Genomic DNA, 13,814 nt, shown 5'->3' on the forward strand with positions numbered 1-13,814 from the left:
AAAAATAGAATCGTCTTAGAAAAAGTCCAAACATTTTGTTTTTCAACCTCATAAATTATGAAAGAACTTCTAAATGAAACACAGAAATGAGGTTGAAAAAATGATGATGGACCAGAACCAGTCATTGCCGAATGTAGCCGTAGTTGGCCTTGGAAAAATAGGTCTTACTTTAGCAGCTGTATTCGCCAATAATGGGTATAACGTTTTCGGCGCCGACATTAACCATGATGTCGTTTCCTCCATAAACAAAGGAATTTCCCACATCAAAAATGAACCAGGATTAGACCAGTTAGTCCAAGATGCCCATAAAAATAAAACCTTATCAGCTGCTGTGTCTACGAGCAAAGCAGTGGCTCAATCAGATATCACCGTTGTGATTGTACCCGTACTTGTTGACGAAGGTAATAACGTGGACTATCAATTTATCGATGCGGCTGTAGAGGATATTGCCAAAGGAGTTAAGAAGGGCTCTTTAATCATTTTCGAAACGACGCTTCCCCCGGGAGATACAAGAGATAGATTCGGAAAAAAAATAGCAGAAGTGTCCGGATTACGCTTAGGGGAAGACTTCTATCTTGCGTATAGTCCTGAGAGAGTCTACTCTAATCGAATCATTCAGGATCTCCAGCGTTATCCAAAAGTCGTCGGAGGAATCAATCATAAAAGTCTAGAATTGGCATCCAACTTTTATAAAAAGGCATTGAATTGCGAATTAATTGAAGTCAGTTCACTGGAAACGGCAGAATTCTCTAAGGTTGCGGAATGTGTGTATCGCGATGTAAATATTGCCTTGGCTAATGAACTCGCACTATTTGCTGAAGAAAAAGGGGTCCATATGTCTGAGGTGATCAGGGCAAGTAATAGTCAGCCCTATTCTCATCTGCATTCTCCAGGTATCGGTGTCGGCGGACATTGTATCCCAATCTATCCATATTTTTTCATCAATAAAGGATTAGACGAGGGGCTGACGCCGCTGTCCAGGAAAATCAATGACAGCATGGCCGAGTATGCCATTTCCAAATTGGAAAAAGAAATTAACCCTTTAAAGGATAAGAATATTCTTATTCTTGGATTGTCCTATCGAGAAAATGTCAAGGAGCCTACAAAATCGACGACTTTACTGCTGTTGGAACAACTGCGGAGCAAAGGTGCTAATTTATTCGTTAATGACCCCATGTTTACAAAGAAAGAAATTGAGAGGTATGGTGCAACACCATTATCGTTACAGGATCCACTTGTATCGGAAATGGATGGAGTTATTCTGCAAGCCTTTCATCAGGAATACAGCCATTTAGACTTCAAGAAATTCAAAAATTGCAAGCTCGTGTTAGATGGCCGCAATCAATTGAATAAAGAGGTTATCATTGAGTCCGGAATTAAATATGAAGGAATTGGCGGCTAAAAAAGATAGAAAGGAGGTTGTATCAAATGCCAAGTAACCAATTTGATCACATCCCTATGGTTGATTTGAAGGAAGAACTACGATTAATAAGAGAGCCAATCTTAACAGAAGTAACAGAAGTCATAGATAGTGGCGAGTATATATTAGGGAAAAAGAGCGAGGAACTAGAAAAGTTAGTAGCCCAGTATGTCGGGGCAGATTACGGAATTGGGGTAGCGAATGGAACAGACGCCCTACAATTATCTCTTATGGCCTTAGACATTGGCCCTGGTGATGAAGTCATCACCACTCCATTCACGTTCTTTGCAAGTGCAGAAGCCATTGAACAAGTAGGGGCAAAGCCTGTTTTTGTAGATATTGAAGAAGAGACGTACAATATTGATCCAGCTAAAATAGAAGCAGCCATCACCCCTGTTACAAAAGCCATACTTGTTGTGCACCTGTATGGGCAAGTGGCTGACATGAAAGAAATTATGAAGATCGCCAAAGCAAACAAGCTGAAAGTGATAGAAGATGCCTGCCAGGCTATTGGATCCGAATATGAAGGCGAAAGAGTTGGTGCGCTAGGTGATATCGGCTGTTTTTCATTTTTCCCTTCAAAAAATCTTGGAGCCTTTGGAGATGCTGGTATCGTCGTAACTAACAAGAAAGACTTATATGAAAAAGTCAGTAAACTTCGTAATCACGGGAGTGAACAAAAATATCACCACTCCTCAATAGGGATGAACAGCAGGCTCGATGAAGTGCAGGCAGCTATTTTGCTAGTTAAGCTATATTATTTAGATATCTTCTTGCACAAGCGCAAAGAGATTGCCAGAAGGTACACGGAGCACCTTCACCATCTCTTCAAAACTCCACCCGTGCAGGAAAACCGTGAACATACTTTTCACCAATATTGTATTGAACTGGACGATCGAGATGAGCTTGCTGAAGCTCTAAACACAAATGGGATTTCTTCTGCTATTTATTATCCAATTCCCTTGCATTTGCAGGAAGCTTTTCAGCACCTCCCCTATAAGGAAGGCGACTTTCCGAATGCAGAGAAGTCAGCCAAAAAAGTATTGGCGCTTCCTATATATCCTATGCTTTCTTTCCAAAAACAAGATTATATTATTTCCACAGTAAAAAGCTTGATGAAGAACAATGGATAGGAAAGTGTCCATTGTTCTTTTAATCTAGCGTTTTTAAGAAGTCATTCCACTTGTAAGAATTACTCTTTGTAATACTCTCCGGATGTTCCCGCACATTATAAACAGTAAAATCCTGGTAACGAAATCGTGAAGTTTTAATTAATCGGTTTAGCACACTTACATCCTCGTAAAGCCTTCCCTTTTCAAACTCCCCCACCGGAAATCCCCCTTGTTTCTGTAAGGTTGATGTGCGGTAAATTCTCGGACCCAGAGGAAAACGGTAGGACAGAAGATCACTTCTTCCTTTAATAGCAACACCTTTCACTACCCTTTTATAAAGTACATCATCCTCTAACTGCTTCCATCTTCTTAAATTACCGTACAACACTGAGACGTCTTGGGGGAGATCTGCTAATTGTTGTTTAATGACAGAAACAGCATCAGGATCAAGCCAATCATCAGCATCAACTTCCAATATAAAAGCAGACGTAACATGGGGTAATAAATCATTTATGGCTTTCGCTTTCCCCTCATTTTTTTTGTGAAAAACTCTTACCCGATTTCCATCTTCCCATTGTTGAAGCTTTGTATAGGAGCTATCTGTAGATTCATCATCCATGATCAGCAGCTGCTCGATTTGCTCACTTTGCAGCAGACAGGAAACAACGGCTGCTTCTACATATTTCTCCATGTTGTAATTAGTGATGAGAACGGAAAGAGTGGGATGATCCGTTTTGATCTTATTCAGTTGATATTTCTGGAGAATCTTTTGTTTTTCGATGATATGGGCAGAGCTATTTTTCCTGGATTGCCCAACAAGGTCGTCTTTAAAAGATGTAAGCGCTGGGTCGATCGTTGAAAGCCAGGCAGGAAAAAGCGCCTCCTTGAAGGGCAGATGACGAGTTAATAAAAAACGATGCTCGTTAAGAAATGAAGTGCTTACTAGCAATGGCCGCTGGATCTTAAGGTTTCGATTATGGTAAAAGGTCCCTAATACGGTTTTTGGATGATGCAGATGGAGAGTGCTCTCACTGATTGCAGGGGAAAGATAATCAGTGTCTTGAAGAAACAGTACGTATGAGCTGGATATCGCAGGAAGAATTTGATTTAGAGTTTGTCCCGGGTCATCACTCTCGACCACTTTAACCTGGTTCAACCCTTTAGGAAAATCCACGTTAGGTTCCTGCAAAACAATCGTGGAGTTTAGACGGGATCTGATCACTTCTAGAGAGTTCACGGCCTTGTGCAGCGCAGCTTGATTGGCATAATTAACAAGGATGGCTGTGATATCTTTCAATGATTTTTCTCCCTTCTCTTTAGTAATGTTATGCTCGCCAGTGAGTTTCCTATTTTATATCTATAAACTATTCATTTATTCAATGGTTTATGAGATAGGATGTTCCAAAATGACCCTTTTACAAAAGTAAAGACTGCCAGTTCACTTTCTATTCTCCACAACGGCCCGTTCGTTGAATCTAAGTAAGGTTCCGTATTTTTAATAGGGCCCATCTTAATAAAATCGGAGTTGTAAAAGGTTTAGAGAATAGTTTCTTCCACGGATATACACTTCCATCAACGGGCATGGAATGTTTCTATAGTAATAGAGAACTTGTTCTTTTTCTCTTTTATAGAAAGGTAGGAGAGGAAATGGCGAGACTCCTGTGGGATGATCGTACAAGGTGAGATCCCGGAAGGCGGCAGCCTGAGGAAGCTCACCGTACGCCCACGGAAAGCGAGTTATTTCCTCTCCCACCTTCTCCTCATCCAGGTGATGGAACGGCTGAAATAGCACTTTTTATAGTCGTAACTCTCTTCCCTACTATTTTTCATAATTAAATAATTCCTTGCATCCTCAAGACTACTTCTGCTATTAGAGCTGATCCCAGGAATGTGCCAAGCATAACAAACGATGCGACCACAATCGTTCTCCATCCGAGCTTAACAAAGTCAGTCCATGAACGGCCGATGGCAATACCTGCATAGGCGAGAATCGGTGTAGTTAATGCCAATAGATTTATGCTGTTGGTCATAGCTACGATCTGTTCAGACCCGGGCATCCACGGCATCGAAATCAGCACACCTACAATGGCAACGTAAGCTATGCTTGGGATATCAATTGGAATAAGCTTTTGCAGAATCATACCGACTAAGCTGACTAGAATAAGAATGACCATACCTGGAATGGCCTCTATCGGAAATGTGCCGTATCCAACCCAGTTACCAAGCAATGAAACAATACCAAAGATTAATAATAGCAATATCCACTCTTGCATACTTTTCATCATCGTTACGCACCTCTCCCCGTCTTAACGTGCGACTTTTTATCTCTCCGTGCTGTTAACACATTATATAACTTTTCAGTTAACGGAAGTCCGATAAAGATACTCATATATAAACCGGTAGATAGTGATAAAAGATTACTCGCCCCAGCGAAAGCCAAAATCTCCGTTTCCATGCTTGGAAAAGCAGCTACCAGAGAGCCACTGGCCGCCGCCATCATACTACCGCTTCCAATCCCCGAAGCCATCGCAAAAGATAAAGGGTGGAGAGGTGTGATAGTAGCCAAAAATCCAGAAATGAGACCCATAAATACAGCGCCAAACACCGTACCAAAGATATAGATCGCCATTACCCCGCGTCCCTCTGGAGAATTAAAGCCATAGTTATTCATGATAAGACCCACATTCGGTTCACGGGCAACAGAGTGAGTCATGCCAATACTTTCTCTTTTTAACCCAAGAAAAACGGCAATAGGCAGAGCCAAGAAAATCGTACCTAGATTCCCGAATTCTTGGAGAAGCAAAGCGGGACCCGCTTCAATAATTTGCGGAAGTGAGGGACCTATAATGACGCCAATTTTTGCTATGAGCAGCGTTACACCAAGGACGATTAGTGGTTCAGCATTCTTTGATTGTTTTTCTTTTACAACTGGAGTAAAAAACAGGGCAAGACCGATTATGATGGCATAAAGCATAGGCAGCAGTAAAATAACACCAGGACCTACCGAAAATTCATGTGTTCCAATCCACTCTGTCAGCAGCACAATACCAAATACAAGAGCATGCAAACGCCAGTCTTTCCATAGATTTTTTTGAACATCAGACATAAACGTACCTCCCCGTAGTTAATCACTCATTTTTTAAAACACTTAGAGTTAGCTGACTGCTAAGTTATAGAAATACTATTCTTTGTCAATCGATTCTACGTATGACTTCAGCACATGAACACCCTGAACGCAATCATTTAAAGAAGACCATTCTTTCGGATTATGACTTATCCCCTTTTCACTTTTTACAAATAACATTGCAGCCGGAATGTGGCGTCCAATGATCAGCGCATCGTGTCCTGCACCACTTGACAGTTCTGTAGCTCGAATGCTGTGCTGCTCCATAGCTTGGCGCAAATGTTGTTTAATCTCAGACTGGATCGGTACTGGGGTGACTTGCAGTGTTTGTTGATGAGTACAACGAACGCCGAATTTATCAGAGGCATTCTCAGCTTCTGATATGATAAGTTGAATTAGTTCTGTACGTGTTTCTTCATGAATATCGCGAACATCCACATGTAAAGCAACTTTCCCCGGAATAACATTGATGCCGTTTGGGTAAACATGGAGCTTCCCTACCGTAGCGACTGCAGAATCACTTACCTGACCAGGCAGTTCGTGGATATTGCTAATAAATTCCCCAGCAGCAACTAAGGCATCTTCTCGTTCTTTCATTGGTGTGTTTCCTGCATGTCCTGCGTTACCGTGGAATTCAACTTCGAGCCAGCTAGGACCTGCAATACCAGACACGATCCCTACAGGTAGATTCTGCTGCTCTAACTTTTTGCCCTGTTCAATGTGAACCTCGACAAACGAAGCAATTTCTTCTAAATTTCGTGCAGCATCAGTGAAACTCTCCTCTGATAATCCAATTTTATTCATTACTTGTTCAAATGAATTTCCATTTGAGTCGACTAAACTACGCTGCAGTTCCATGTCGACGTCACCAGTCATTGCCCTGCTTCCTGTCAAGCCGCTGTTAAAACGAGAACCTTCTTCATCAGAAAAAATCACCACTTCGTAAGGTCTGGATGGCTGATAACCCGTTTCCTTCCAGGCCTCAACCAGCTCTATCGAAGAAAGTACGCCTAAAGGTCCGTCAAAGTGTCCCCCATTCGGGACACTATCCAAATGGGAACCGCTAACGATAGCAGGTAAAGAAGGATCTTTCCCTTCCATTCGCCCGAACACGTTTCCAGCACCATCCTCTATGATGGTAAGCCCCAATTCTTCCATCCATTCTTTAACCAATAATTTCGCCTGTTTCTCTTCTTGGGAGAAGCCGACCCTATGACTCCCCCCGTCTTCTGTAAGTCCGATCTTTGAGATTTCATGCAGCCTTTTCGCTATCCTATCTCCATTAATGCCATTAAAGGATAGAGAAGAGTCATAGTCTTCTATTAATCTCGCATATAAATCCCATTCTTTAGACATGAGTACCCTTCCTTTGTGTCAAATTTTTATAGATAGCTCCATCTTTCATAACCATCACGATATGATTGCTGTCCTCCAGTCCCCTAATATTACTTAGAGGATTCACATCCGTTAAAATAATATCAGCAAGCTTTCCGGCTTCAATTGTTCCGACTTGATCCTCCCAGCCCAAACATTCTGCGGCTGTTTTCGTAGTAGCTACAAGGGACTCCATTGGCGACATGCCAATGTCACACATCAGACCAAGTTCGCGCAGATTAGTACCGTGCGCCATCACTCCTGCATCGGTGCCCATTGCAATTTTGACTCCAGCCTGATATGCCTTTGCAATACTTTCCTTATGGGCCTCTACTACTTCTTTTGACTTTTCAACAGCATAAGGAGCCATCTTATTGTCTTTTTCACTAGACTCCAGAACGGAAATAGGAGCGAGCAATGTCGGAACAAGGAATATATCATTTCGCAGCATTAATTCAATCGCCTCGTCATCAATATAGATTCCGTGTTCAATCGAGTAAATTCCTGCTCGAATCGCATTCTTTATGCCTTCCGCTCCTTGAGCATGTGCCATCACTTTTATTCCTTTACGAAAGTGAGCTTCCTCCACCATGACCTCAAGCTCTTCCTGAGAAAATTGGGTAAACTCCGGGTGGTCAGTGGGGCTTGATACTCCGCCGGTAGCATGGACCTTAATTACTTCCGCTCCAGCCCGCAGCATTTCCCGTACAGTTTTACGTACAGCTTCTTTCCCGTCACAGATGGCGTTAGGCATGCCGGGATACGTCTGTAGTGTTGTATCCACTCCGGAACGGTTCCAACTATCTCCGTGCCCTCCGGTAATCGTTAACGGATTGATACTGACTTGCATACGCGGACCTTCTATCAGCCCGTCTTCTACAGCCTTTTTCATACCCAAATCTGAAAATCCTGCATCGCGAACAGATGTGATTCCAACATCCAATGTTCGCTTTAAAAATTGAACACTTTCATAAAATCGATAAGAAAAAGGGGTAAGAATAGCATCTTGAACATTTCTCAATTCCATCGCCATGTGCACATGGGTATCAATCAATCCTGGCAAAATGTACTGGCCATCTGCATCAATAACAGCTGCGCCCTCTGGAGCCTGGATATCACCTGATTTTCCGACTTCTTCAATATAGTTATCATTGATTAATACTGATGCATCGGTGATCGGCTCATTTCCTCGTCCATCGATTAAAGTTCCATTTGTAATTAAAGTATATGACATATAGAATCTCTCCTTTTAGTTAAAGTGTACCGATTAGAATACTTGCAATGACGATAGATCCTACCGTAACGGAAGTGAAACCTCCGATCAGCATCGGAGCAAGTAATTCATTCATAATCCTGTTTTGTTCATCTTCATTACGGCCAATACTTCGACTCACTTCTTCTACGATCAAGTAATCCCCTGGAAATCCATAAAGCGCAGTCAACACAACAGGTACAGCCTTTGTAGGTTTCCAATTAAAGAGTTTAGCTCCAATCATTCCACCGATGACCAGGCCGCTTGTCCCTATTACGATGACGCATAGCACAGGTATCAGGGAAGATACGACCTGATCCCATGTGATCCCAACAAGTGAATTGATTACGACTATGATCAAAGCCACCATGGCGAGTCCTGAGCTGTTGGAACGATCCAGCGCCTTGTCAGGGTAAATTCGGAGAGCAAACCCTATTATCCCAATAGCGAGCGACCATAGACTATAGTTGATGCCGGTTATTTCACCCAACCAGGTAGCAAGAGCACCGCCAATGAATAATAGGAACAGTAGAAAGAAATTACTTTGCATAAAACGTTCTGGAAGCAGCAATTTCCTGTTCTTACTCCCTAAACCCCCTTCCATCTCGTCACCTTTTTCGCTGGTGAATTTTTCATTAGAAAAATCATCCCTTATGGTTACAGCGTACTTACTCAACAACGTAGAAGTGAGTGGCATGCCAATTAAATTTTGAAGGGCAAACACAACAACCGGAATAGCCGCAAGTGAGACGAAACCAGCTTCCGTCAGGCCTTCTTGCGTCACGATATAGGCGATAATGCCTCCCGTAAGCGGACCCGCACCAGCTACTGCCGTCTGATAATCGAAAACAAGCGATATGATGATAAGCATCGCTGCGACTGAAAACATCAGCCCTATTAGGGTGATCACTACGGCTTTGTATTGCTTTTTGATAACAGATAAAGGAATCATTGTCCCAAGATGTACAATCAATACGGGGACAAGCACACCACCGGCAGCCACGAAGGTTGAGGCCTCAATATAGGATTGAGGCAGTATTCCGGTTTGAAGCAGCACAAAAGTCACCGCTACAACGACTAGTAATGTAGGAATCTTCGCCCTGGAAGACAGGGAAAGCACTTCCCCTAATGCGATAATAGAAACGAGAATTAAAACAATAAATATTGGTGCCATTCCTACACATCCTTTCTTGTTTGTTTAAAAAGGTAATAGTCAAAATTATATGATAATTCAACCGAATAAAATATATGGATAACCGACAAAAAATTAATTAGTGTTTTGTCGGTTATCCATAATTACTAAGCTTTCATATCCAAATATTCTAAAATACGGAGCCCAAGCTGCAATTCAAATGCCTCCCTGCCTGATAGCTCCTCGACTCGTAAGATTTTATAGATCGTTTTTAAACGGTACTTCACTGTATTTACATGAACAAACAACTGTTTAGAACTCTTCTCCATATTCTGATTTGATTCTAAGTAAACCTGTAACGTTTTTAACAGCTCCGTTCCGTGGTTGTGATCATAGTTGATAATTACACCAAGAATAGCTTCGGCATATTCCTTCAGCTCCTTTCGATCAAATTTTAAAAAGAGCCGATAAGGTCCGAGCTGTTTATACGTCAGCAAAGATTCTCCCTTATAAGCCGTTTGTAAATATTGAACACACCGTTTGGCATCAGTATAAGAAAGATGAACATTCTTTAACTTTTTCACGACTTGACCAAAACCTGCTAAGTTGGCTAAATCTAATTTTTCTGAAGAGGTCTTAATGATTTTGCTAAAAAGTTTTTCCAGACGTTGGAATATTCGTTCTTCATCCAACGAGGAAGAAACGGTGAACATCAACGTAATTTCCATGTTTTTATCATAAACGAGTGTTTTATATGAAAGGTTTGAAACTTCCCGATAAATGATCCTCATGAGCTGCTGCTTTTTACTACTAATTTTTTCAAAAGCTAGCAGCGGGTTTTTGATAAAGAGATGCACAATAACATAATGATGAGAGTCATGCTCAGGAAAATTAAGCTTTGCCAGATGATTAGAAGAGAGCTCATCGTAAGGGGCATGGATCAACTGTTCTAAGATGGTTCCAGAATTATTGAAGTCCTCTGCCAGCAGGCGTTCCTGACGGTCAATTTCCATTGCGAAAATCGGGATGGCTTGTTCAATGGCAATCTTGTCTAGTGGGTCCAATTCGGAATAATCCTTTATGATAATTGTCAGCAGGCCAAGTGTCATTCTTTCCGTTTTTATAGGGAAAAAATAAATGAAATGCCCCTGTTGGAACAAGGTGACGCGATGGGAAGAGAACCCCGATTTAGTCAGACTTGCTTCCAATAGAGAGCTGAATTTATCCTTCAAGTCATGGGCTAAATGTTCAACTCCTTGACTTGATACAGCCAATGACTCCATGAACTGATTAAACACCAATACTTGATGATCAATCAGCCCCGCCAGTGATCTAGTAATATCACTTAATCCCCCCTTTGAAAGCGACACTTTCGATAATTCCTCATGTATTCGTTTAGTCCGTTCATTTTGAGAGAACAGTGTAGCATTCTCAATCGCTATGGCCGCTTGGCCAGCAAACGTCTCTAACAACTGCAGATCCGCTTCGTCAAATTGAATACCCTTTTCATAAATATCAACGGTCAGCACACCTATGCACTCATTATTTGAAAGCAACGGGACGCAAATGGCACTTTCAGGGTACTCCATCTTGCCTAATGCTCGTGCATAATAGTTTTCTGTTTCCTTTGGAATATTAGACATCCCATATGCTGTATCTTCTTCTGAATAAAATATATTTCCCTTTTTTAACAAGAATGTTCGACCGCTCATTCCTTCTCCAGGACGTAAACGAGCATGCTTCATAAATTCCATATCAAAACCAATCGCGCTTTTTGCGTAGAGGAAGCCTGACTGCTTGTCATATAAAAATAAGACACTGGCGTTAGCACCGCCTATGACATTATGTACTTCTTTAATTAATTGATGAAGCACTTCTGAAAGATCTCGTGTTGAATTCAACACACGAACTGAATGAATTAAGCTCATCAACCTTTTTTCACTTTCCATCAAGCCATCTCCTTTATTTTCTTCAGGAATAGGAACATTGCTTTAAGGACTTAATCATAACAAATATACGCTACCCATATTATTAGAAAGAGAAGATCATAATATGATTTCAACCATATTTAGAAACATATAAACAAGGCCATCCAAATACTGGATGACCTGAGGTGGTAATGATTTACAAAATATATTACATAAATTGTTTTTGCAGTTCTTGTTCGCTGTTGGGGTGAAACTTGTAATACAGTGGATAGAAGCGTGTATAGCAAAGTTGAATCACTGCTCCGAGGAAGATCATCGGTGTCAGTGTTCCAATCCCTACCGGTCCGCCGATCATGAAAGCTAGTGTCGTCATCACCATGGCGACAATCGTTTGACCTAATTGCAAACTCAAATTAAAACGGTGACTGACCGCCAAAAATAATTGATCCACTGGAGCACGCGGGAATTGCGGAAGAATATAGATTGCAACCCCCATTCCCACAACAGCAACTCCTCCAAGTAACATAGCAACTTGTAGTATAAATGGAGCTGTCGTTAAATCGACGTTTGCAAAAACAATTTCCAGCCAAAAGTCCAAGATAACACTTTCCAATAATACTGGGATAATCGCCCGAAATTCCGGCAGCTGATTCATTAATTTTGCATTTATAAATATGATAATCAGCTGAAACACTCCATACCAGAACCCGACGGTAAACCCGAGATGATCTGAAACACCGATAAAAAATGATGTCCAGAATCCTGCACCTAATGCAGCTTTAATAATAAGTGTAACTCCCAAGAAATTGAGAACCATCCCAAGAAGGTAAATCGTTGCCCGATAAAGCAAAACGAGACCCTCCCCTCTCATAAAATGTGTGAACTAAAGAGGGTTTCTCTAAAATTCGTGACCACATTTTATTAGCGATTATTCCACACGTCAACAGAAAAAACTCTGGAAATAACAGGATTGACGGGATAATCGAGGAACACTTAGAATCCCACCTCAGGTCATCCAGATTTTGGATGACCTGAGGTGGGACTATTTGGATATTTTTATTTACTTTCTTTCAACAGGGATTTGCCTTTTTGATAAAATCCTTTTCTGTCTGCCTCAGGGACGAGAGAGCCGCCTGTAGACCAGCAGATATGAGTAGCTTGAGACAGTTTCCCCTGAAGATTATACTCTTTAATGTAGGTAAAGTTTTTTAGCAACAACGGCCCGAGAAGTCCTGCCGCGGCAGAAGGCTCAACGTTAATACCTTCATTGTCTGCCAGTAAGGCCAATAATTTATAAAGTTCATCATCTTCAAGGGTGTACAAGCCGCTAACTAGGTAACTACTTATTTCCGTAGCAAAACGAGAAGGACGTCCAACTGCTAAGCCGTCTGCTTCTGTTCGGTTATCCAAGCCAAAATCCTGAACACTGACTTGTTCATTTTTGCCGGTCATCAATCCGAGTAAAACGGAAGGGGAATGGGTAGGCTCCACGAAGAAACAGTGAACTGCATCCCCAAATACGTGCTTTAACCCAAATGTAATTCCACCAGGTGAACCGCCGACGCCACATGGCAGATAGACAAATAACGGATGCTCTTCATCAACGGTCACTCCTTTTTCAGCAAGTTGCTGATTTAGCCTTAATGCTGCGACACTATATCCTAAGAACAGAGCTTTTGAATCTTCATCATCAACGAAATATCCTTTAGGGTCCTCGATCGTTCGATCACGCCCATTCGTGATTGCTTCACTAAAGTCTCCTTCGTATTCAAAAACCTGCGCTCCTTTTTCACGCAAAAGATCCTTCTTCCATTGTTTCGCATCTGCAGACATGTGCACGTGGACGGTGAATCCAAGTTTCGCACTGATCGTCCCAATGCTCAGGGCTAGGTTACCTGTTGAACCCACTCCGATCGTGTACTGGCTAAAGAATTGCTTCATTTCGGGTTCGAGAAACGCCTCGTAGTTATCATCTTTTGAAATGAAGCTGTTCTCTAAGGCAAGCTCTTCTGCGTAACTCAGCACCTCGAAAACCCCTCCCCGAGCCTTAATGGAGCCTGAGATCGGCAGCTCATGGTCACATTTTAAGTATAATTTCCCTTCAAAGTTTTTCTCATACACTTCTTCCATTGTTTTTCCCGTGCTGTCGATATTGCGAATAGGGGATTCGATGATCCCTTTAGTAGAATCTGTTTCAGGAAAGGCTTTCCTAAGAAAGGGAGCAAAGCGTTTCCAAAGCTGCTCCGCTTCGTAGATATCAGCCTTGGTGATTGAAAATGGAGGAATCTGATCCATCTTTTTATAGCTTGTATTACTCCATATCACCGGTTCTAATTCCATAATGCTTTCTAATAAAGGTAATTCGTCTTTCCATTCTTTTAGCGACTTTCCTAGTACTGTACTTTGATCCAATCACAACGCCTCCTAATTAAACCTCTATTCTACTACTATTTTTCCCTCGCGAAACCGATT

11 protein-coding genes are annotated in these 13,814 nt (G+C 41.7%); 2 read left to right on the top strand and 9 right to left on the bottom strand.

Features of this window, described 5'->3' with window-relative positions; genetic code table 11:
• Positions 1-100 precede the first annotated feature (100 nt).
• Together G6R08_RS05250 and G6R08_RS05255 are read left to right on the top strand one after the other, a co-directional pair.
• Complete coding sequence (locus tag G6R08_RS05250) at positions 101-1,402, top strand: nucleotide sugar dehydrogenase (protein WP_163527013.1); 1,302 nt, start codon at positions 101-103, stop codon at positions 1,400-1,402.
• 26 nt (positions 1,403-1,428) lie between these two features.
• Entirely contained in the window at positions 1,429-2,553 is a 1,125-nt protein-coding gene (locus tag G6R08_RS05255; RefSeq protein WP_163527014.1) for a DegT/DnrJ/EryC1/StrS family aminotransferase, read from the top strand.
• 19 nt (positions 2,554-2,572) lie between these two features.
• On the opposite strand, the gene G6R08_RS05260 is transcribed toward G6R08_RS05255, so the two are convergent.
• From G6R08_RS05260 to G6R08_RS05300, 9 genes are all read right to left on the bottom strand, one after another.
• Positions 2,573-3,829, bottom strand: coding sequence for a glycosyltransferase family 2 protein (locus G6R08_RS05260; RefSeq protein ID WP_163527015.1), 1,257 nt, complete (start codon positions 3,827-3,829; stop codon positions 2,573-2,575).
• A 535-nt stretch (positions 3,830-4,364) separates the two neighbouring features.
• Positions 4,365-4,817 (bottom strand): hypothetical protein, encoded by a 453-nt coding sequence (locus G6R08_RS05265; RefSeq protein WP_163527016.1) that lies wholly within the window; start codon positions 4,815-4,817, stop codon positions 4,365-4,367.
• 2 nt (positions 4,818-4,819) lie between these two features.
• Positions 4,820-5,638, bottom strand: a complete 819-nt coding sequence (locus G6R08_RS05270) for a DUF3100 domain-containing protein (RefSeq protein WP_163527017.1) — start codon at positions 5,636-5,638, stop codon at positions 4,820-4,822.
• 75 nt (positions 5,639-5,713) lie between these two features.
• Complete coding sequence (locus G6R08_RS05275; RefSeq protein ID WP_163527018.1) at positions 5,714-7,012, bottom strand: M20 family metallo-hydrolase; 1,299 nt, start codon at positions 7,010-7,012, stop codon at positions 5,714-5,716.
• Complete coding sequence (locus G6R08_RS05280; protein WP_163527019.1) at positions 7,005-8,264, bottom strand: metal-dependent hydrolase family protein; 1,260 nt, start codon at positions 8,262-8,264, stop codon at positions 7,005-7,007. Before G6R08_RS05280 ends, G6R08_RS05275 begins: the two co-directional genes overlap by 8 nt.
• Positions 8,265-8,283: 19 nt before the next feature.
• Positions 8,284-9,456, bottom strand: a complete 1,173-nt coding sequence (locus G6R08_RS05285) for a hypothetical protein (RefSeq protein ID WP_163527020.1) — start codon at positions 9,454-9,456, stop codon at positions 8,284-8,286.
• A 125-nt stretch (positions 9,457-9,581) separates the two neighbouring features.
• Positions 9,582-11,363: a helix-turn-helix domain-containing protein gene (locus tag G6R08_RS05290; protein ID WP_163527021.1), complete on the bottom strand. Its 1,782-nt coding sequence runs from the start codon at positions 11,361-11,363 to the stop codon at positions 9,582-9,584.
• A gap of 187 nt (positions 11,364-11,550) precedes the next feature.
• Complete coding sequence (locus G6R08_RS05295; protein WP_163527022.1) at positions 11,551-12,192, bottom strand: YczE/YyaS/YitT family protein; 642 nt, start codon at positions 12,190-12,192, stop codon at positions 11,551-11,553.
• A 206-nt stretch (positions 12,193-12,398) separates the two neighbouring features.
• Complete coding sequence (locus tag G6R08_RS05300; RefSeq protein ID WP_163527023.1) at positions 12,399-13,754, bottom strand: D-serine ammonia-lyase; 1,356 nt, start codon at positions 13,752-13,754, stop codon at positions 12,399-12,401.
• Between the last annotated feature and the right edge of the window lie 60 nt (positions 13,755-13,814).

The organism is Halobacillus ihumii, assembly GCF_902726645.1.
Classification (GTDB): Bacteria; Bacillota; Bacilli; order Bacillales; family Halobacillaceae; genus Halobacillus_A; species Halobacillus_A ihumii.